The sequence below is a fragment of the uncultured Maricaulis sp. genome (assembly GCF_963976135.1).
Taxonomy (GTDB): Bacteria; Pseudomonadota; Alphaproteobacteria; order Caulobacterales; family Maricaulaceae; genus Maricaulis.
In genome coordinates, this window is sequence record NZ_CAXBKN010000023.1 from 1 (window position 1) to 20,404 (window position 20,404).

General features: G+C 62.4%; 22 protein-coding genes. 13 read left to right on the forward strand and 9 right to left on the reverse strand.

Annotated elements, in window-relative coordinates; all coding sequences use genetic code 11:
* Positions 1-71 precede the first annotated feature (71 nt).
* Positions 72-689 carry a GTP cyclohydrolase I FolE gene (folE, locus tag AAC023_RS04855; protein ID WP_339738702.1) on the reverse strand — a complete coding sequence of 206 codons (618 nt, stop codon included), beginning with the start codon at positions 687-689 and terminating at the stop codon, positions 72-74.
* 237 nt (positions 690-926) lie between these two features.
* On the opposite strand from folE, the gene cysS reads away from it, so the two are divergent.
* The 7 genes from cysS to AAC023_RS04890 all read left to right on the forward strand — a co-directional run bounded on the left by cysS (position 927) and on the right by AAC023_RS04890 (position 7,785).
* Positions 927-2,318, forward strand: coding sequence for a cysteine--tRNA ligase (cysS, locus tag AAC023_RS04860; RefSeq protein ID WP_339738704.1), 1,392 nt, complete (start codon positions 927-929; stop codon positions 2,316-2,318).
* Positions 2,318-2,614: a hypothetical protein gene (locus AAC023_RS04865; protein WP_339738706.1), complete on the forward strand. Its 297-nt coding sequence runs from the start codon at positions 2,318-2,320 to the stop codon at positions 2,612-2,614. Before cysS ends, AAC023_RS04865 begins: the two co-directional genes overlap by 1 nt.
* An 80-nt stretch (positions 2,615-2,694) precedes the next feature.
* Positions 2,695-3,147, forward strand: a complete 453-nt coding sequence (locus AAC023_RS04870) for an iron-sulfur cluster assembly scaffold protein (RefSeq protein WP_339738709.1) — start codon at positions 2,695-2,697, stop codon at positions 3,145-3,147.
* A gap of 148 nt (positions 3,148-3,295) precedes the next feature.
* The gene (gene yidD / locus AAC023_RS04875) at positions 3,296-3,670 is read left to right on the forward strand and encodes a membrane protein insertion efficiency factor YidD (RefSeq protein ID WP_339738711.1); all 375 of its coding nucleotides are present in this window, start codon (positions 3,296-3,298) and stop codon (positions 3,668-3,670) included.
* Positions 3,667-5,601, forward strand: a complete 1,935-nt coding sequence (gene thrS, locus AAC023_RS04880; protein WP_339738713.1) for a threonine--tRNA ligase — start codon at positions 3,667-3,669, stop codon at positions 5,599-5,601. The genes yidD and thrS overlap by 4 nt, the downstream gene beginning before the upstream one ends.
* A 22-nt stretch (positions 5,602-5,623) precedes the next feature.
* Positions 5,624-6,835 (forward strand): O-antigen ligase family protein, encoded by a 1,212-nt coding sequence (locus tag AAC023_RS04885; protein ID WP_339738715.1) that lies wholly within the window; start codon positions 5,624-5,626, stop codon positions 6,833-6,835.
* Positions 6,832-7,785 carry a glycosyltransferase family 2 protein gene (locus AAC023_RS04890; protein WP_339738717.1) on the forward strand — a complete coding sequence of 318 codons (954 nt, stop codon included), beginning with the start codon at positions 6,832-6,834 and terminating at the stop codon, positions 7,783-7,785. The genes AAC023_RS04885 and AAC023_RS04890 overlap by 4 nt, the downstream gene beginning before the upstream one ends.
* Here the strand turns inward: AAC023_RS04890 and AAC023_RS04895 are convergent.
* Positions 7,782-8,684, reverse strand: coding sequence for a hydroxymethylglutaryl-CoA lyase (locus AAC023_RS04895; RefSeq protein WP_339738719.1), 903 nt, complete (start codon positions 8,682-8,684; stop codon positions 7,782-7,784). The two genes, AAC023_RS04890 and AAC023_RS04895, sit on opposite strands and share 4 nt — an antisense overlap.
* Positions 8,668-10,506: a glycosyltransferase family 39 protein gene (locus tag AAC023_RS04900; RefSeq protein WP_339738721.1), complete on the reverse strand. Its 1,839-nt coding sequence runs from the start codon at positions 10,504-10,506 to the stop codon at positions 8,668-8,670. Before AAC023_RS04900 ends, AAC023_RS04895 begins: the two co-directional genes overlap by 17 nt.
* A 102-nt stretch (positions 10,507-10,608) precedes the next feature.
* Here AAC023_RS04900 and AAC023_RS04905 point away from each other — a divergent pair, with 102 nt between their 5' ends.
* Together AAC023_RS04905 and AAC023_RS04910 are read left to right on the forward strand one after the other, a co-directional pair.
* Positions 10,609-11,343, forward strand: coding sequence for a glycosyltransferase family 2 protein (locus AAC023_RS04905; RefSeq protein WP_339738723.1), 735 nt, complete (start codon positions 10,609-10,611; stop codon positions 11,341-11,343).
* Between the two features lie 103 nt (positions 11,344-11,446).
* Complete coding sequence (locus AAC023_RS04910; RefSeq protein WP_339738725.1) at positions 11,447-11,866, forward strand: hypothetical protein; 420 nt, start codon at positions 11,447-11,449, stop codon at positions 11,864-11,866.
* A 743-nt stretch (positions 11,867-12,609) separates the two neighbouring features.
* Here AAC023_RS04910 and phaR read toward each other — a convergent pair.
* The gene (phaR, locus tag AAC023_RS04915) at positions 12,610-13,212 is read right to left on the reverse strand and encodes a polyhydroxyalkanoate synthesis repressor PhaR (RefSeq protein WP_339738727.1); all 603 of its coding nucleotides are present in this window, start codon (positions 13,210-13,212) and stop codon (positions 12,610-12,612) included.
* Positions 13,213-13,369: 157 nt separating this feature from the next.
* Here phaR and phbB point away from each other — a divergent pair, with 157 nt between their 5' ends.
* Both phbB and AAC023_RS04925 read left to right on the forward strand, forming a co-directional pair.
* Positions 13,370-14,095, forward strand: a complete 726-nt coding sequence (phbB, locus tag AAC023_RS04920) for an acetoacetyl-CoA reductase (protein WP_339738729.1) — start codon at positions 13,370-13,372, stop codon at positions 14,093-14,095.
* A gap of 58 nt (positions 14,096-14,153) precedes the next feature.
* Positions 14,154-14,888, forward strand: coding sequence for a DUF4908 domain-containing protein (locus AAC023_RS04925; protein WP_339738731.1), 735 nt, complete (start codon positions 14,154-14,156; stop codon positions 14,886-14,888).
* On the opposite strand, the gene AAC023_RS04930 is transcribed toward AAC023_RS04925, so the two are convergent.
* Entirely contained in the window at positions 14,889-15,323 is a 435-nt protein-coding gene (locus tag AAC023_RS04930; protein ID WP_339738733.1) for a cupin domain-containing protein, read from the reverse strand.
* The gene (gene gloB, locus AAC023_RS04935; RefSeq protein WP_339738735.1) at positions 15,323-16,093 is read right to left on the reverse strand and encodes a hydroxyacylglutathione hydrolase; all 771 of its coding nucleotides are present in this window, start codon (positions 16,091-16,093) and stop codon (positions 15,323-15,325) included. Before gloB ends, AAC023_RS04930 begins: the two co-directional genes overlap by 1 nt.
* Before the next feature lie 73 nt (positions 16,094-16,166).
* Here gloB and AAC023_RS04940 point away from each other — a divergent pair, with 73 nt between their 5' ends.
* Complete coding sequence (locus AAC023_RS04940; RefSeq protein WP_339738737.1) at positions 16,167-16,925, forward strand: methyltransferase domain-containing protein; 759 nt, start codon at positions 16,167-16,169, stop codon at positions 16,923-16,925.
* A gap of 9 nt (positions 16,926-16,934) precedes the next feature.
* A complete protein-coding gene (gene hisC / locus AAC023_RS04945) occupies positions 16,935-18,023 on the forward strand; it encodes a histidinol-phosphate transaminase (protein ID WP_339738739.1) in 1,089 nt (362 codons plus the stop codon).
* 16 nt (positions 18,024-18,039) lie between these two features.
* Here the strand turns inward: hisC and AAC023_RS04950 are convergent, their stop codons facing one another.
* From AAC023_RS04950 to AAC023_RS04960, 3 genes are read right to left on the reverse strand one after another with little or no spacing between them, the layout of a single operon-like run.
* A complete protein-coding gene (locus tag AAC023_RS04950; RefSeq protein WP_339738741.1) occupies positions 18,040-19,050 on the reverse strand; it encodes a DUF2125 domain-containing protein in 1,011 nt (336 codons plus the stop codon).
* Entirely contained in the window at positions 19,047-19,787 is a 741-nt protein-coding gene (locus AAC023_RS04955; protein ID WP_339738743.1) for a lysophospholipid acyltransferase family protein, read from the reverse strand. Before AAC023_RS04955 ends, AAC023_RS04950 begins: the two co-directional genes overlap by 4 nt.
* Entirely contained in the window at positions 19,784-20,374 is a 591-nt protein-coding gene (locus AAC023_RS04960; RefSeq protein ID WP_339738746.1) for a YdcF family protein, read from the reverse strand. The genes AAC023_RS04955 and AAC023_RS04960 overlap by 4 nt, the downstream gene beginning before the upstream one ends.
* Between the last annotated feature and the right edge of the window lie 30 nt (positions 20,375-20,404).

Here is a 20,404-nt window from a genome sequence, read left to right on the forward strand (position 1 = left end):
GAGTTATAATTGACGCATTATCGTTATAATGATCGTTAAAGCGTCAATTATGAAGCATTAAGGCGGCCGAATCAGGCCTTTTCGGCGAGGCGCATGAAGCGGTCGCGCAGATTGGCGTCGGTCTTGAATTCGCCGGTAAAGGTCGAGGTGATGGTCGACACATTCGGGTGATGCACGCCGCGCGTCGTCATGCACTGATGCTTGGCATCGATCAGGATGGCAACGCCACGTGGATTCATCGCATCCATCAACGCATCGGCGATCTGGGCGGTCATGGTTTCCTGGGTCTGCATGCGTTTGCAGAAGATCTCGACGACGCGGGCAATCTTGGAAATCCCGACGACGGCGGCCGATGGCAGATAGGCGACATGCGCCACGCCCATGATTGGCGCGAGATGGTGTTCGCAATGGCTCTCGACATCGATATTGGTCAGCATGACCATATCGTCATAGCCCTGCACATCCTCGAACGTCTTGCCGAGCGCCGCAGCCGGGTCGGCGCCATAGCCGGAGAACCATTCCTCATACGCCTTGGCGACGCGCTTGGGCGTGTCGAGCAGGCCTTCGCGGGCCGGATCATCACCGGCCCAGGCAATCAGCGTGCGGACCGCTTCCTCGGCTTCGTGGCGGGAAGGGCGAACGGGTTTCGCCTCGGTCAGGCGGGCAGAATCTGTAGTCACAGCGTCCATCTCCATGGATCCTTTCGTTGTCGGGTCGGCTCTGCCATCAGGGCAGATTCCGTAGTGCCGGTTTCCGGATCGGGGATGGACAGTCTGGCGATTTCGCCGCCAAATCCGTATACCCACCGTGTCCACGCTTGCGCGTCGGGAAGCATTTAGGCCTTCCCTGTGGCAATTCCAATGATATGACCGCATCCGAATGATACATTTTTCAGCAATGACCTATTGAGCGAACGGAAATTTCCCATGGCATCCCTCACCCTTTTCGACACGATGGCCCGCCACAAACGGCCGTTCGAACCGATCGATCCGGACCGGGTGACGATGTATGTCTGTGGCCCAACTGTTTATAATTACGCACATATCGGCAATGCCCGGCCTGTGGTCGTGTTTGATGTCCTGTATCGTATTCTACGCCGGGAATTCGGCGTGGATCACGTCGCCTATGCGCGCAATATCACCGATGTCGACGACAAGATCATCGCCGCGGCCAGGGAACTCGGCGAGCCGATGTCCGAGATCACCGAGAAATTCGCAGCGATCTACAATGCCGACATGGCCGCACTGGGGGCCCTGCCGCCCACCATCACGCCGAAAGCGACGGAACATATCGGCCAGATGATCGGCATGATCCAGTCCCTGGTCTATGGCGGTCATGCCTATGAGGCGGACGGACATGTCCTGTTCGATGTCGATTCCTTCGAGAAATACGGCAAGCTCTCCAATCGCGATCTCGACGACATGATTGCCGGCGCCCGTGTCGAAATCGCCTCCTACAAGCGTAATCCGGCCGATTTCGTGCTGTGGAAGCCGGCCGCTGATGACGAGCCAGGCTGGGACAGCCAGTGGGGCCGGGGCCGTCCGGGCTGGCATCTGGAATGTTCCGCCATGAGCGCGGCGCATCTCGGCGACACGATCGATATCCATGGCGGCGGCGTTGATCTCGTCTTCCCGCATCATGAGAACGAGATCGCCCAGTCGGTCTGCGCCCATGACGGTGCGCCGATGGCGAATTACTGGCTCCATAACGGCTTCCTCACCATGGGAACCGACAAGATGTCGAAATCCCTCGGCAATGTTCAGCTCGTCCATGATCTCACGGAGCATTATTCCGGCGAGGTGCTGCGCTATGCCCTGCTGACCGCGCATTATCGCGCGCCGCTGACCTGGACCACCGACCTGCTCACCAAAACCCGCCGCGCCCTCGACCGCATTTATGGCGTATTGCGCCGGCTCGGTGATGTCGAAGCCGCCGGGACCGAGGCACCCGAGGCCTTCCTCGAAGCGCTGTATGATGATCTCAACACGCCGAAAGCCCTGTCGGAATTGTTCCAGATCGCCGGCGAGGCCAATAAGGCCGAAACCGATGCGGACAAGGCGCGCGCCAAGGGTGAATTGCTCGCTGCCGGCGCATTGCTGGGTATCGGCCAGGGCGACCCGGATGAATGGTTCGGCCTCAACGAGCTCGATGCTGCCGAACGCGCCGCGATCGATGATCTCATCGTCAAGCGTCAGATCGCCCGCGAGACCAAGGACTGGGCCGCGGCCGACGCCGTGCGCGCCGAGCTGACCGCTCTCAATGTCCAGGTCGATGATGGCCCGGAAGGCTCGACCTGGCGCAAGCTGGAGCAGGCCTGATGGCGCTCACCGGTTTCAACGTCCTGGTCCAGGTCGAGGATGCGGTCGGTGAGGGCTTCGTCACCTATGGCGTCGTCGCTGCCGACAAGGACCAGGCCTGCAAGCTGGCCGCCGGCGCGGCCCAGGCCGAGGGTTTCTGGAATGTCGAGATCGACGAGGCCTGGTGTCCCGAGGGCGTTGATCCGGCCGATCTTGGCGATGTCCCCGAAGTGCTCGGCCGCACCGAACCGACCTATCTCGACGAGGATGAACTCGATGAAGCCGACGAGCTGGCTGCGGATGATGACGAGGAATAGGCGGGCCGCCTGAGCGGTATCGCCGCACCCGCCGCGTACATCTGGCGCTGGCGCAGAAAAACACATACATTCACCGCGATATGAATGACGACCTCTATTCCAATGCCGTTCTGCGGCTCGCTGCGGATATCCCGCGCATCGGACGCCTGGCGCGGCCGCAGGCCTCCGTGCGCAAGGTCTCGCGTCTGTGCGGCTCGGAGATCGAGCTCGATGTCATCGTGCAGTCCGGGCATATTGCCGACCTTGCCCTGCGGGTGAAAGCCTGCGCGCTGGGGCAGGCTTCAGCCTCGATCCTGGCCCGCGCGGCCGTCGGCGCTTCGCTGCGCGAGCTGGAACTGGCGCGCGACAATCTCAAGGCAATGCTGAAACAATCCGGCCCCGCCCCGCGTGGCCGTTTCGCCGAGCTGCAATTGCTGCAGAGCGCGCGCGCCTATCCGGCGCGGCATCAATCGATCATGCTCGCCTTCGATGCCGCCGTCGAGGCGGTGACCCGCGCCACCGCGACCCGCCTCGCAACCCCGCTGACCGGCTAGGGTTGTTCGTACCTGCCCAGCCGGCAGGATGAAGCGGACAGCCCGGAAAAAGCAGGCAAACCCAACCTCATTTCATTGCGGCTGGCCGCGTGCCTCTCATCTCCATGGTGGACAGGGCGCGGTGCGGCGTTAAAAGGCTTGAATCCAAATGCGTTCGAGCGACGGGATAAACAAGGCCAGGGGGCCGATGGGATGGCTGATGGTCGGCGCGATCCGCGTCTACCAGTACAGCCTGTCACCGGTTTTCTATGCCTTTGGCGTGCGGTGCCGCCATGAGCCGACCTGTTCGGCCTATGGTATCGAGGCGATCCGCGCCCAGGGTGGCTGGCGCGGCTTCTGGCTGACCTTTGGTCGGCTGGGACGTTGCCGTCCGGGTGGAAGCCATGGCTTCGACCCGGCCCCGATTGTTCGCACTCAAGTGCCCTGGTGGGCGGTCTGGCGTTTCAGATCACGCCCGATGCTCGACACCTCGGATAAGCTTCCGCCGGCAGGCCGCGCCGACGACAAGGACGTAGACCAATGATCAATATTACGCTTCCCGATGGTTCCAGCCGCGAATTGCCCGATGGCGCCACGCCAATGGACCTGGCCGAGAACATCTCGAAATCCCTCGCCAAGGTGGCGATGATCGCCAAGGTGAATGGCGATGACTGGGATCTGATGCGGCCGCTGCCCGGCAGTTGTTCCGTTGCCCTGGTGACGCGCAAGGATGAAGAGGCCCTCGAGGTCATCCGCCACGATACGGCGCATATTCTCGCCCAGGCGGTGCAGGATCTCTTCCCCGGCACGCAGGTCACGATCGGCCCCTCGATCGAGGACGGCTTCTATTATGATTTCGCCCGCGACGAGCCCTTCTCGACGGAGGATTTCGCCGCGATCGAAAAGCGCATGGCCGAGATCGTTGATGCCGACTTGCCCTTCGAGCGCGAGGAGATGGAGCGCAATGCCGCCATCGCCCTGTTCGAGAAAATGGGAGAGACCTACAAGGCCGAGCTGATCCGCGATCTGCCCGAGAGCGAGACGATCACGATCTATCGCCAGGGCGAATGGTTCGATCTGTGCCGCGGGCCGCATTTGCCCTCGACGGGCAAGATCGGCAAGGCGTTCAAACTGATGAAGGTGGCCGGTGCCTATTGGCGCGGCGATCATCGCAACGCCATGCTGCAGCGCATCTACGGCACGGCCTGGGCCGACGACAAACAGCTCAAGGCGCATCTCTTCCGCCTGGAAGAAGCCGAGAAGCGCGATCACCGCCGTCTCGGCCGCCAGATGGAATTGTTCCATTTCCAGGAAGAAGCCCAGGGCCAGGTCTTCTGGCACCCGGCCGGCTGGCGTCTCTATCGCACGGTGACGAGCTATATGCGCCGGCGTCTGGAAGCCAATGGCTATCAGGAAATCCGTACGCCCCAGCTGATGGACCGGAAATTCTGGGAAGCCTCGGGCCATTGGGACAAGTATCGCGAGAACATGTTCATCTCCTCGATCGACCAGGAAGAGAAAATCCTGGCCGTCAAGCCGATGAATTGTCCCTGCCATGTCCAGGTCTTCAACCAGGGCCAGAAATCCTATCGCGACCTGCCGCTGCGCCTGGCCGAATTCGGTTCCTGCCACCGCTATGAGCCGTCCGGTTCCCTGCATGGCCTGATGCGCGTGCGCGGCTTCGTCCAGGATGACGCCCATATTTTCTGCACGGTCGAGCAGATCGTCGACGAGGTGAAGGCCTTCTGCGAACTCCTCAAATCGGTCTATGCCGATTTCGGTTTCGAGGAGCCGCGGGTCAAATTCGCCGACCGTCCGGAACAGCGCGTCGGGTCCGACGCGGTCTGGGACAAGGCCGAGGCAGCGCTGCGCACGGCAGCCGAGGCCTCCGGTCTCGATTTCGAATACAATCCCGGCGATGGTGCCTTTTACGGGCCCAAGCTCGATTTCGTCGTCAAGGATGCAATCGGCCGCGAATGGCAGACGGGCACGATCCAGTGCGACTTCAATCTGCCCGAACGCCTCGACGCCCATTATATCGGCGATGACAATGACAAGCATCGTCCGGTCATGCTGCATCGGGCCATTCTCGGCTCGCTGGAGCGTTTCCTCGGCGTGCTGCTGGAAAACTACGCCGGCAAGCTGCCCTTCTGGCTGGCGCCGCGCCAGGTCGTGATCGCGACGATCACCTCCGACGCCGATCCCTATGCCGAACAGGTGCTGGCCGCCATGAAGGCCGCCGGCCTGAATGCCGAGACCGATCTTCGCAATGAGAAGATCAACTACAAGGTCCGCGAACATTCGGTGGGCAAGATCCCGGTGATCGCCGTGATCGGGCGCAAGGAAGCCGAAGAGGGCACGCTCGCCCTGCGCTTCCTCGGCGAAGAGGGAAACAAGCAGGAAGTGCTGCCGCTGGCCGAGGCCATCGCACGTTTGTGCGACGATGCGCTGGCACCCGATCTGAAACGCAGCTGATCTGACGCGGGCGGCACTGACGATGGCACAGGGGCAAAACAGGGTCGGATGGGTTGGCATAATTGCCTTCACGCTCGCCTTGCCCTGGTCCATCGCCGGTGGTGGCTTGCTGCCGCCCATGGCGGCCTTGCTGGCGATGATCGCCTTTCCGGTCGACGCGCATTTCTGGCGGCCGCGTCCGGTCTCCCTGCCCCTGGTCTTTGGCGGTCTCTTCCTGACCTGGGTCGGGATCAGCTTCCTGTGGTCGCCTTATGACAATCCGGATCAATTGCCCAAAACCCTGATCGGTATTCCACTCTATCTCCTGCTGGTTCTACGGGTGGGCGGTCTGGAGGGGCGGTGGCGTTCACGCACCGAGGCGTCGATCATTTTCCTGGTGATTGCGCTCGGGCTGTTCCTGCTGGCCGAGACCCTGTCTGGCGGTGCCATGACCCTGGACTACAAGATCGCCATGGAAGGTTATGGCGATCTGCCCGAGACGGAAGTGATGGTCTATGTCAATCGCGGGCTGGGGCATGCCGCCGTGCCGCTTCTCCTGCTGGCTGGCCCGGCAGCGCTGATCGCCTACCGGGCCGAAGGATTGGTGGTTGGTGTCGTTGTGATGCTGCTCGCCGCCATCGGCGCTTTCAGCTTCGGCACCGAAGTGAACGCTGTTGCGTTCCTTTTTGGGTCGGTGGCGGCCTTGCTGACAGTTTTCTGGCCGCGCGCGATGACGGCAGGTGTCTTTGGAAGCGTTGCCGGCGGCGTACTTGTCGTGCCGGTCGTGCTGCCGGGTCTGATCGGCGCGCTGCCGGCCGGCCTGCGCGACAGCTTGCCTCTGTCCTGGCTCTGGCGCCTGGAAATCTGGACCTATGTCAGCGAATTGATCAAGGAAAGGCCCCTGTTCGGATATGGGCTGGACGCGTCGCGACCGCTGAATGGCGAGATGGAACTCGCCGGTTACCAGATCGAGAAGCTGCCTATGCATCCACATAATGCCAGCTTGCAGATATGGCTCGAAACCGGATTGATCGGGGCGGCGCTGTTGACCTGCGCCCTGGTCTTCCTCGGTGGACGCATTGCCAGCGCGCCCGGACTGACGCGCGAACAGGCCGTCGCTACGGTCTGGGTGCTGGTCACCTATGTCACCCTGGTTTTGTTTTCCTATGGCGTCTGGCAAGAATGGCATCAGGCTGCGGCGGCCCTGGCCGTGATCGCCGTTCTCTTCCTCGGCGTTCGAAGGCCTGTCCGATGAGCCAACAGCGTCTCAGCGTCGTCACCGTTTCCTGGATGACCGGACACACCCTCATGGATGCGGTTGATGCGGTTCTGGCTGCGCCCGGAGTCGATGAATTCGTTCTGGTCAGCCATGAGAACCCGCCGCGCATGGTGGCTGCCCTGCGCAAGCTGGCAGCGAGCCATGCGCACTTCGTCCTGATCGAGACGGATGCCAATCTCGGTTTTGCCAAGGGCTGCAATATCGGGGCCCGCGCAGCGAGCGGCGATCTCCTGCTTTTTCTCAATCCCGACGCGATCCTGGCGCCTGGTTCCGGCGTCCGGCTCAAGCAATCGGCGCTGATGGCCGCAGACCGGCCCTGGATCATCGGCACGCGCATCCTCAACCGCAATCGCAGCGAGCAGGCCGGTGGCCGGCGCGGCGAACTGACGCCGCGTGCGGCTGCGATCAGCTTCCTGCGGCTTGACCGCCTGATCCCGGGCCTGCGCAACCTCCACTGGGAAGGCGATCAGCTCCCGGACGCGATGATTGAAGTCCCGACGGTCTCCGGCGCTGCGATGATGATGCGGCGGGATGATTTTCTCGGGCTTGGTGGTTTCGACGAAGCCTATTTTCTGCATGTCGAAGACATTGATTTGTGCCGCACCGTCCGGGAGGCCGGCGGCAAGGTCTGGTTCGAACCGCGGGTTCAGATCCTGCATTTCGGAGCGACCAGCCGGGCCAGCCCCTGGCGTGTCGAAACCCATAAGGCGGCCGGTTTCATCAAGTATTTCTGGAAATTCTACCCGGGACCGCTGCAGCGCCTGACGACAGCATTGCTGGTCGTGCCGATCTATGGCGCCTTGTGGGGCCGGGTGCTGCTGATTGCCGTGCGCGGCTGGATCCATGATCTCGATCGCAGGGTGCGCGCGCGATTCCGCCTGTCGCGGCAACGCCGAGCCCGCAGGGATCGCGACAAGCCGTCCTAGGGTGCCGGGAAGCCACCGGCGCGCTTGAGCGCCGATTCGACGGGATGCTTCAGCGCCACTTCCTCGAGCCATTTCGCCGTTGCGATCATCCGGCCCAGATCGATGCCGGTTTCGAAACCGCCGCGCTCGAGCATGTAGACCACGTCTTCCGTCGCGACATTGCCCGTCGCCGCCGGCGCAAACGGACAGCCGCCAATGCCGCCGCAAGACGCATCGATCACATCGACGCCGGCATCGACCGCCGCGGCGATATTTGCCAGCGCCGTGTTGCGCGTATTGTGGAAATGCATCCGCAGCCGCATATCGCCGCTCTGCGCGCGCACGATATCGAGGGCCCGGCGCACGCTCCACGGATCGGCCACGCCGATCGTATCGCCGAGCGCGAACTCGCTCGCGCCCGCCGCGCGGGCCCGGCCCGCCAGCATGCCGAGAATTTTCGGATCGACTTCGCCATCGAAGGGATCGCCAAACGCCACCGAGACCGTCACCGAAACCGGCACGCCCTCGTCATGGGCAAGGATGGCGATCTTGTCGAACAGGTCGGCGGTCTGTTCGGGCGTCGCATTCTGGTTTTTCAGGCCAAAGCCCGGCGAGGCGACCATCACATAATTGATCTCGTCACAGCCCGCCTCGAGTGCGCGCCGCAGCCCGCGTTCATTGAGCGCCAGTCCGATATATCTGACCCCGTCCAGCCTCGGTGCCAGCGCCATCACCTCGGCACTGTCCGCCATCGCCGGCACCAGTTTGGGATGGACAAAGCTCGCCGCCTCCATCCGGTTGACCCCGGCATCGATCAGCCGCGCGATGAATTCGATCTTCATCTCGGTCGAGAGCAGGACCGGGTCGTTCTGGAGGCCATCACGTGGCCCGACTTCAACGATTTCAATCTTGCGGGTCATTGGGGGTGTCCTCTAGGTCGGCCAATGGTTCGACGATGATCTCTTCGGCCTCGCAACGCGTGAACAGGATTGCCAGGATCGTCTCGTCGCCGCGCGAATAATTTGTCCCTGACGCCATGGTGCCATGACAGATTTGCAGATTGAACAGGGCGGCTATCCAAGGGGCCGGGTCGGCAAGGCTCATTGTTTCGGGTGCTGTCAGATAGGTTCTGATCGCGTCGTCCCGTGACAGATCCAGCACCACCATGGTCGGTTCTTCGCGGCTCTCGGCAAAGGCCAGCACTTCCTCCGCCGTGCCGAGCATGGTGTCCGTGCCAAGCGAGAAGACCAGGCTGGGCTCGGTATAGCTCGACGCTGTGACGATCTCCTCCGGCGCGATTCCGGCAATCGTCTGCGCATAGCTCCGCGCCGCGCGCACCTGATCGGCCAGACGCACGGCATAGGCATTGGGTGCGGCCGCTCCGCGCGCCATCACCTGCCAGCCGAGACCGGCCGCAATAGCGAGGCAGAGCACCAGCACCACGGAGCGCCCGCGCGCCGCCATCAGCGCCGCGCCGGTCAGTCCGGCGAAGATCGCCGCGGTGAGGAAAACGATCGCCGCGGTCGCCGGATCGAGCCCAAGCTCGAACCCGCCTTCGAACCCGCCCAGCGACAGCCGCACCGCGTCCCAGCTGGCATTATTGCCATAGACGACGAACAGCACCGGCAGGAGGATGGCGAAGACCAGCCCGGCGAAGGCGAACAGGGCCCAGCTCACCCATTTCTGCCAGGCGGCAGCCGCCGTCAGCTGCATCAGACCCCAGCCGGCGATCAGGGCGAGGGCGGGATAGGCGGGCAGGACGTAATGCGGGAGTTTGGTTGGCAGGAGCTCGAAGACCAGCCAGACCGGAACCGCCCAGGCGAGCAGGAAGCGCGCCGCGCTGGCCGTTTTCTCCCCGGTCCGGCCCCGCAGGGCTGAGGTCAGATAGCCCAGCCCGGGTATAACGGTAAGGCTGGCGGGGAAGAACAATAGGGGCGCGAGTAGCAAGTGGTAGCCAAACAGGCCGCCATGGCGCTCCGCCGCGCCGACCAGTTTCGGGGCCATGTCATCGCCGATCGCCTGGCGCAGGAAACCGCCATCGGTGGCGATCTGGATCGAGATCAGCCAGGGCAGGACCATCGCGATCGCCAGCAGCGGGCCGGGCCAGAAAAGCAAGGGTTTCAGCCAGTTGGCCTTTCGCTCCCAGATCACCAGCACCAGGACGGCCAGCCCGGCGACCATCGGCGTCACCGGCCCCTTGATCAGCGCGCCCAGACCGATGGCGAACCAGAAGAGCAGGGCGGTTTTCTTGCCCTTGCCGGCCCGGATCTGTGCCAGTGCTGCCATCGCCAATGTCGTGCAACCCACCAGCATTGCATCGGTTTTCGCAATTCCGCCTTCAATGCCCAGCAGCACCGTCACCGCAAACAGCGCCGTCCCGGCAAAGGCCGCCTCGCGTCCGACCAGTCTTTGTCCGCCCCAGAAACAGGCCAGCGCTGCCAGGATGGCACCGAACATGGAGGGCAGGCGATAGGCCCAGATCTCGCGCGCTTCGGCGCTGGAGAGGGCGGCGACGCTGGCAGCCTGAAGCCAATGAATTCCAACGGGTTTCTTGTTGCGGGCCTCGTCGAGGAAATTGATCGAGACGAAATCCCCGCTTTCCAGCATTTGCGCTGTCGCCTGGGCGAAGCGGCTCTCATCGCGGTCGAGCGGCGGCAGGGTGAAAATACCGGCCAGCGCCGCCAGGGCTGCCAGCAAGCCGATGATAATATAGGCGCGAAATCCCTTGGCTAGCTCGGCCATGAAAGTCTCCAATGGTCGCAGGGCTGTGAAACCCCTCGCGTCATGTGCTAGACGCGTATGTAACGCAGACCCCGTTTTCCGCAAGCGCAAGCAGAAATCCTTATGAGCCAAACCCCTGATATCTCCGTCGTTGTGCCCGCCTATAACGAGGCTGGCAATGTCGTGCCGCTGGCGCGTGAGATTGCCGCCGCGCTCACGGGCCGCAATTTCGAAATCCTCTTCGTTGATGATTGCTCGACCGACGGGACGCGCGAGGAGCTGATTGCGGCCAAGGGTGAATTGCCCATGTTGCGCGTGATCGGGCACCGTCACAATGCCGGCCAGTCGCGCTCGGTGCGCACGGGTGTCATGCATGCGCGCGGCGCGATTGTCGCGACGCTGGACGGCGATGGCCAGAACCCGCCGGACGGTCTGCCGATCGTGATTGATGCCCTGATGCGCGAAGATGCGCCGGGAAATCTGGCGCTTGTCGGTGGCGACCGAAGCCAGAACCGTCAGGATTCAGCCTGGAAGAAATTCGCCTCGCGTTTCGGCAATGGCATTCGCAAGCGCATGCTCAATGATAATTGCAATGATACGGGCTGCGGCCTCAAGGCCTTCAAACGGCAGGCTTATCTGGAACTTCCCTTTTTCGACCACCAGCATCGCTTCCTGCCGGCGCTGATGAATCGCGAGGGCTATCTGTGCGAATTCAGGCCGGTCAGCCATCGTCATCGCACCATTGGGTCGTCGAAATATACGAATTTTGGCCGTCTTTTCGCCTCTTTGACAGACATGATGGGAATGATGTGGTTAAATTCGCGTGCGCGGAACCCGCGTGGTTCAGACGAGTTATAGCGAGGATCTGATTATGTCAGGTGGCGGGGATAACGGTGTAATGTTGGGTATGATGGCTGCCAATCGCGCACAGCGAGGCGGTCCTGCCAAGGGGAAGAGTTCCATGTTCAATGTATTTCCACTGATGACCGTACCGGTCATCGTCTATGTGATTATTGCCTTCACGCTCGGCGGCGCCGACCAGACTTCGATGGTTGCCGCGCTCAACGGGCCGGTCTTCCATATCCCGATGGCATCGGGCCAGTGGGCACTGCCCCTGGGGGATCTGATCGTCATTCTCGGCATGCTGTGTCTGTTCATCGAGCAGATCAAGGCGGCCGGTTCGGGCACGGCGACGATCGTCAATCACGGGCTGTCCATGATGGTCTTCGTGGTCGCGATGGCGCTCTTCCTGCTGGTCGGGAAATTCGGCACTTCGGCCTTCTTCCTACTGACGCTGATGACGCTGATGGATACTGTTGGCGGCTTTGTTGTCACCGTGGTCGCAGCTCGGCGCGACCTCGCGGTCGGCGGCGAAGGCTGACAATTCAATGATTACTGGGGCCGTTTCAGCGCGTGGAGCGTGTTGAAACGACTCTAGAACAGCACAAAGACCAGGCTGGCTCCGACGACGGCGTCGCACCAGAAGCCAAGGCGGCGCAGGGCAGGTCCATTCAACATCAGGCGCGTCGCTCCCACATCGGGGGCGGCGCGCTTTTTTGTGTCGCCTGGTGATAGGCGCGGCGATAGCGGGCCTGCTCGCTGTTCTCGGCGCGGATGCCACGTCGCGGCGTGCCGGCGATGATCTGGACGATAAGCTCAGCCGGGGCGACCTGCGCCCTCACAGACGACTGCGGCTGGGCTGCAGTGGAATGCGGGGTCGGGACAGGAGCATGGGCGCGGTCCTGCCGCGGCTGGCGATCATTCGACCCGCATGCCGAACCAGCTGGCTCAATACGCCGGCTGGTCAGGGTCGGGACAGGATATGGGCTGCGGATCGTGATCATATCAATACCCTCGCAAGGGTGATGCCAGACTTTAAGACCTCATTAACCATGATTCTGGTCGTGAAAGCGAACCGGATGACGGTTTTCGTCCGGATCGGGGCCATTTGCCGCGGCCCGCTGGTCTGAAATGATACGAAAGTCTTAACGTGGGGCGGTGGCGCACCACCGACCGGTGCCAATCTTGGCCGGAACACCAAACAGGGGTGCTCAGCCACGCCGTCCCGGCGCTGCTATAAACCTTTCCGGATAGCGGCACCGAGGCGCGGCCAGTCGTGCCGGGCTATTTCTTCGCCTTGAGAAGCTGGTCCAGCTTGGCGCGCATGTCATCGAGTTCTTCGCGCATTTGCGCGATATCGTCCTCGCCTTCCTTGGGCGTGCCGGCCTGGGCCTCCGGCGCATCGGCTTCTGCACTGGTTGCCGGAACAAAGGGGGTGAACATGCGCATGGTCTTGCCGAAGGCTTCCATATTGCGCCGCGTCTGTTCTTCGATCAGCGCCATGGTAGCCTGTGGCGACATCATCGCCTCGCCGACCTTCGAGCGGTATTCTTCCTGCTGTTGCGTAAAATTATCCATCGACATCTGCAGATAGCCGGGGACGACGGTTTGCAGGCTGTCGCCGTAAAACCCGATCAGCTGCCGTAGGAAGTCGACCGGCAGGAGATTGGCGCCGCGGGATTCTTCTTCGAAGATGATCTGGGCCAGGACACCATGGGTGAGATCGTCGCCGCTTTTTGCGTCGATCACCTGGAAATTGACGCCTTTTTTCACGAGGTCTCGCAAATGGTCGAGGGTCACATACTGACTGGTTGACGTATCATAGAGGCGCCGATTGGCGTATTTCTTGATGACGATCTCAGCATTGCCGCTTTTGTTTTTACTCACAGCGCTTCCCCTGTTCGTGTAAAATACGACCACCGATCTCGATATTCGCTCGACACGGAGGCGTACCTATTTCATTAGGGTTTACGCTCAGCAAGTGGTCTGCTGCAAGCGCGAAGACTTAACGCTCAACTCAAGAACAAGAATCTGGGGATTGAATATGATGCGAACGGCGCTGGTCACAGGTGGAACCCGGGGCATCGGGGCCGCCATTTGTCTTGAACTGAAGGCAGCCGGTTATACGGTTGTCGCGAACTATGCCAGCAATGAAGAAGCGGCACGCAGCTTCACGTCGGAAACCGGCATTGCCGCCGCCAAATGGGATGTCGGCGACTATCAATCCTGTGTCGACGGTATCGCCACGGCCGAGACCCTGGCCGGCGCGCCGTTCGACATTCTGGTCAATAATGCCGGCGTTACGCGCGATGGCATGTTCCACAAGATGACGCCGGATCAATGGAATGATGTCATCCGTATTGATTTGAGTTCGATGTTCAACATGACTCGCCCGATCATCGACGGCATGCGCGAGCGAGGTTTCGGCCGCATCATCAATATTTCATCGATCAATGGCCAGAAGGGGCAGATGGGCCAGGTCAACTATTCTGCCGCCAAGGCCGGCGTCATTGGTTTCACCAAGGCTCTGGCGCAGGAAACGGCGCGCAAGGGTATTACCGTCAATTGTATCGCCCCGGGCTATGTCAATACCGAGATGGTCGCCGCCGTGCCGGCCAATGTCCTGCAATCCATCATCGCTGGCATTCCCGTCAACCGGCTCGGCGAGGCGTCGGAAATCGGCGGCCTGGTGACTTATCTGGCGTCGGATTCCGCCGGTTTCATGACCGGATCCGTGCTGACGATCAATGGCGGGCAGTACATGGCATGACAGTTGGCAGGGCGTTTGCCCAAAAAATGCCGTCTTGCCGGTGTCAATGCTGTCCTCGATGATGCGATTACTGATCATGATCCTGACCGCGGCACTTTGCGCGGGTGCCGCCATCGGGTTCCAGAACCCGTTGCGCGACCGTTTGCTCCGCAATGAGCGAGCGCAGGAAACCGTCGGCTGGTATCAGCGCGCCGACACGGGTGAATTCTTCCTGTTTGACCGGTCGAACACGGTGGCCCTGCTGCGCGAGCGCGATGACCCGAACCGCGAAGTCCTGGTGCTGTTCGCCAATCGCGCCCCGGGCGGTGGCACTTCCTATGTCACCGATACCGGCCGGGAAGTTGTCCGGCTGACCGGACTGGGCGGCGCCACCTATTTTCCCGCCGACGCGCCGAATGGCGTGATCGCCGATTTCGCCAGCGAGGCCGGCGGTCTTGCACCGGCTCCGCGTTCGGCCGAGGAAGTCCGTTTGCGGGCCGAAGAATTGGCCAATGAACTCACGGCCGATCTCGACCGCACGATTTCGGTCGGCTACGCCCCGGCGCCGCGCGCCGGACTGGGCGTCCAGCATGACAGCCTGCACATGATCGCCCTGGCCTTCCGGGCCCTGCGCAGCGAACGCCGGCGCCTGCGCGGCATTGAGCGGGTCGAGATATCGATCGGCGACCAGCCTGCAGCCTATCGGCGTGATCAGAGCCTGATCGTGGTGATAGCGCCAGAATTTGGCTTTGCCGGCCGGTCCTCCTCTGCCTTGATCACCCGGGCACTGCTGGCGGAAGACCAGGCCAGCTGATCAGGCCTGCCCATTGCCCGGCTGCCAGTTCGGCGGCGCCATTTCAAAGCCTGAAAATTCAAAACCCGGCGTTACAGTGCAGCCAACCAGGCTCCAGGCGCCCAGTGAGTGTGCGCTCTGCCAGGCGTGCGGCATCACCAGGCCCTGTGGCCGCTGTCCGTCTGCGAGCGCGGGGCCGAGCGTGATGCTGGTCTGCTTGATCCCGTCTGCGCTGAGATCCAGCTGCAGCGGCGCTCCGGCATGCCAGTGCCAGATCTCCGTCGCATCGACGCGGTGCCAGTGCGACCGTTCGCCTGCCTCGAGCAGATAATAGATCGCCGTGCCGCGTGAGCGCCCGTCGGGTCCCGCCGCGTCACGCCAGGTCTCCACATACCAGCCGCCCTCAGGGTGGGGCTGCATGCCGAGCGCCTGGATGATGGTGCGGGCCGCGGCCATCAGAATACATCCTTGCGGCGGCGAATCTCGGCAAACACGTCGGTATCGCTCGCATCGGCCAGGCCAAGCCGGTCGCGGATGGCACGGTCAGCGGGACGCAGGAAGGGGTTGGCCGCCTTCTCGTCTGCGATTGTCGTCGGCACCGTCGCTTCGCCGCGCGCGCGCCGGGCATCGACATTGGCGGCATAGGCTCGCAGGGCAGGATTCTCCGGATCGAGGCTCAGCGCGAAACGGGCATTGGCCTGGGTGTATTCATGCGCGCAATAGATCACCGTATCGTCCGGCAGCCTCGCCAGCCGTGACAGGCTGGCCCACATCTGCTGCGGTGTGCCCTCGAACAGGCGGCCACAACCCAGCGCGAACAGGGTGTCGCCGACGAAGGCGACCTGCTCGTCCGGCAGGCTGTAGACAATATGGCCGCTGGTATGGCCGGGCGTGAAGATGACCTTCGCCTCGATTTTGCCGAGCCAGACGCTGTCGCCGTCATGGACCGGCTGGTCGATGCCCGCGATGCGATCACTCTCATAGGCGGGCGCCACGATCCGCGCTCCGGTCGCCGCCTTGATCGCGGCATTGCCGCCGGCATGGTCGAAATGGTGATGCGTGTTCCAGATCTGGGTAATGGTCCAGCCGGCGGCCTTCGCCTCGGCCAGGATGCGCTCCGGATCCGGCGTGTCGATCGTGGCGGTTTCGCCGCTCGCCGCATCGTGGATCAGAAAGCCGTAATTGTCGGACAGGCAGGGAAATTGCCGGATGCTCAGTTCGCTCATTGTCGATTTCGCCGCTATGGTTAGTGTTGCGCAGAGATACCCATGATCGGGGTAAAACCGTGGAGTGTGAAGGGTGCGTCGCGAAGCTCTTGAACTGGACCGTTTCTATCGCAGCCGCCAGGGCCTGGTAGCACGCGAGATGATCGGCCGCCGTCTGGCTGCGATCTGGCCCGATGCCAAGGGGCTCGATCTGCTCGGCCTGGGTTTCGCTACACCTTATCTGGAACCTTATCGCGAGAGTGCCCGGCGCAGTGTCTGTTTCATGCCAGCCTCCCAGGGCGCGGTGGTATCGAGCGCGGCCTGTTCCGGCATCGCGATGGGTGACGAGACGCACCTGCCCTTTCCCGAGGCCCTGTTTGACCGTGTGCTACTGGTTCACGCGCTGGAAGAGGCAGATTCGCTGCAGGCAACGCTGCGCGAAATCTGGCGGGTGCTGGCGCCCGAAGGCCGGGTCGTGATTGTCACCGCCGCGAGATCGGGTATCTGGGCCTGGCTGGACTCGACTCCCTTCGGCCATGGCCGGCCTTTTTCCCGGGCCCAGCTGTCGCAATTGCTTGATGACGCCCTGTTCGAACCAACCGCCTGGTCGCGTGCCCTTTACGCCCCGCCCTGGAAGTGGAGCACCCATACGCGTATCGCGCGGATATGGGAGGAGACGGGGGAGCGGGCCTGGCCGGCGCTGGGGGGTGTGATTCTGGTGGAGGCCGTCAAACGCACCATGGCGCTGCGCCCACGCCCGGCAACTGCGCCCGTTCGCGCCAGACCCCTTGAAGCGCGAACCCGCCCCGCGCTATCCCGTCACGACAATCCTTCCGAACTTTCGGACAGCTGAGGAAATCCCATGGCCATCGACCCGCGCGCCGGCATTCTCGACATCCAGCCCTACAAGCCAGGCGCCGCTGATGCACCCGGTGTGGCGAACCCGGCCAAACTCTCCTCGAACGAGAATGCACTCGGCTGTTCGCTCAAGGCGGCGAAAGCCTTCGAGACAGCTGCCTCGCGCCTGCACCGCTATCCTGATGGCGGCGCCACTCGCCTACGCGATGCCATCGCCCGGGAAGAGGGCATCGATGCCGACAATATCGTATGCGGTACGGGCTCCGATGAAATCCTGCAATTGCTCGGGCGCGCCTACCTCAATCCGGGCGACAAGGTTGTGCAGTCGCAATACGGCTTCCTGGTCTACCGCCTGGTCGCGATGCAGAGCTGTGCCCGCCTCGTCTCGGCCCCCGAGCGTGGCTATACGACCGATGTCGATGCCGTCATCGCCGCGGCCGGTGACGACACCCGGATCGTCTTCATCGCCAATCCCAATAACCCCACCGGCACCTATATTTCCGAGGCGGAAATCCGCCGTCTGCGTGACGCACTGCCGCCGACCACCTTGCTCGTTATCGATGCCGCCTACACCGAATTCGTCGATGCCGAGGATTATGATTCCGGCATGGCGCTGGCGCGCGAGCGCGATGATGTCATCGTGACGCGGACGTTTTCCAAGATCCATGGTCTGGCCGGTCTGCGCCTGGGCTGGGGTTATGGTTCGAAGGCCATTATAGACGTGCTCAACCGCGTGCGCGGACCGTTCAATGTCAACCTGCCGGCGATTGAAGCCGGGGCTGCGGCGATCGCCGATCGCGATTTCATGGAGCGTTCGGCGAGGCACAATGCGGTCTGGGTTGATTTCCTGCGCCAGCAGATCGGCGGGCTGGGTCTGGAAGTGACGCCGAGCGTGTGTAATTTCGTGCTGGTGCATTTCCCGCAGACGGCCGGCAAGACGGCCGCCGATGCCGATGCCTTCCTGACCCGGAACGGATTGATCGTCCGCGGCGTCGCGCCTTATGGCCTGCCCGATGCGCTTCGCATAACGGTCGGCAAGGAAGCGGAAAACCGGCGGCTGGTGGATGCGCTGAGCGAATTCATGGCGCGATGAGCGTGGCCACCGGCCGTCAATTCTCCAGATCGCCGAGCCTGACTGGTCCGAGATAGACACCGCCATCGCGAATGCGGAAGGGCAGGGCGACACCGTCAGGGCCGCGCGGTGCCATCATCGCGGCCAGGCGCAAGGCCTGTTCATTCTCGGCTGGTACCAGCCGGGATAGCACCAGGGCCTCGGCGAGGGCGTCCGGATCGGTGATGTGAAGGGAGAGGCGGCCATCGGGCTGTGCCGTGGCATCAAGTGTGAATTCGCCGACCCCGGACAAGTGCGCAGGTCCCCATTCCAAAGCCGATTCGGCGATCAATAATTGCCCGCCAGCGCGGCTCCAGGCTGCGGCATCGGCATCGATCGCCAATGTCGCCCATTGGGTCACGGTAAGGTCCATTCGCGCCAGGTCTGCCGACCGCCCGAAAGCCCGTCCGATCTCCGGTGCAAGCACAGCCTCGCTCGCGGCTAGATTTCTGGCTTCGAGGCGCAGACGCAGCGTGTCATCCTCGGCAACGGCGCCGGAGAATAACAGGCTCTCGACGGCTTCCAGGCCGGGCGCCTGACCCGAGCGCGTCACAATCTGAACAGTGCTGAATTCGGCACCAATCCGGATCGTCTCGCCGCGATCATTGCTCGCGAGGCTGACCAGAGCCAGCTCCGCGTCGATTTCCAGTATCGTCGGTGTCTCGCTGCCATATTCCAGCCAGACAGGTCCGTCGAACTCAAGGATCCAGTGACGGAAATCATAGAATAGCGCATGCGCCTTGAGTATTTCCATCCGGGCATTCCAGCCGCCATCGCTCTGCGGCGCGTGTATTTGCGGTGCCGTCAATTCGACCTGGAAGCGATAGGGATAGCCGGTGACGCGTATCCGCTCCTCTTCGATGAGATAGCCGGCGCTTTCCTGACGCGCGATCCAGACGCCTACTTCACGTTCGATCGTGCTTTTGGCGTGCAGCCAGTAGGCGGTGTAGAGCACCAGCAGAATGAGAATGCCGAGAACCGGAAACAGAAAACGCTTTGGAATACTCACACAGGATTCCCCCGGTCGCTTATGTCGGCAGGCTGTTCGAGCAGGGCGTCGGCAGCCAGATTGATACGCTCATGCAGGGTTTGCATGAATTGGGCCTTGGGCAATCCCGGCGCGATGGGTTCGAGGAATTCAACCACGATCAGACCGGGTTTCTTCAGCCCGCAATAGGGGTGGAGATGGACGCCGGAATTGAGCGCAACCGGCACGCAAGGCAGGTTCATCGACTGATACAGACCGGCAATGCCAGGCTTGAAATCCGGATGCTCGCCGGGCTCGACCCGCGTCCCCTCGGGGAAAATCAGCACCTGGCGCCCTTCATTGCCGCGGGTCGCGGCGTCGCGCAACATCTTGCGCAGCGCTTTTGAGCCGGCCGTACGCTCGACGCTGATATTGCCCAGCTTGACCGCGAACCAGCCGAAGAAGGGCATATAGACCAAAGACTGTTTCAGGATGATCGCGGGGTCATCGAGAATGCCCCAGAAGGCCAGCGTTTCCCACATGCTTTGATGCTTCGAGGCAATCAGCGCGCCACCCGCGGGCAGGTGCTCGCGGCCGCGCACCTCGAAACGGACTCCGCAGATCCAGCGCAGGCCGAACCAGATGATGGCCAGATAGAGCCGCAGATAATTGCGGGCCCAGCGGCGTGGTCCGAGCAGGAGCGGCGTGCCCGCCAGCCCCATGATTGCCATCAGCCCATACATATAGACCTGGAAAATGATCGAGCGAAGCGCGGTCATGATGCGGTATCCGATACCGGCAGCAAGACACGGCCAAGGCGGACTGTCGCGTATTTGGCATATTCCTGAAGCCAGAGCCGCGCTGAGCGGGGATTGCGCCAGGGCGGGGTCGTGCGGACCGGATAGGCGATGAATTCAACGTCGGGCATGGCCATATCCATCTCGATCAGACTGCGTGGCAGATGATAGTCTGAGGTCACGATGATCAAGCGCTGATAGCCGTTCGCGCGCACCCATTGGGCAGTTTCGCGCGCATTGCCGACTGTATCGCCCGCCTGCCGGCCCAGCTCGACGCAACAGGTGAATTGCTCATTTGAAAGGGTAGTGTGGGCCCGCAGTTGTTCGGTCGTCACCGAGGCATGAACACCGGAAATCAGCAAATGCGACGATCGCCCGTCCTGCAGTAATTGCGCGCCGGCGGTCAGCCGTCCCTGGTCGCCGGTCAGGACAACGATGCCGTCGGCATTGAGGTTTTCATCGGGCAGGTCATAACTGGACACGAGCCCGGCATAGGCTGCGAAGCCAATCAGGCTTGCGGCCAGGATCACAAAGGCCAAGGCCCGCAAGATACCGATGCCCTGTTTCATGCGTCTACTCACTCTGGCCCCGGGGCAGGG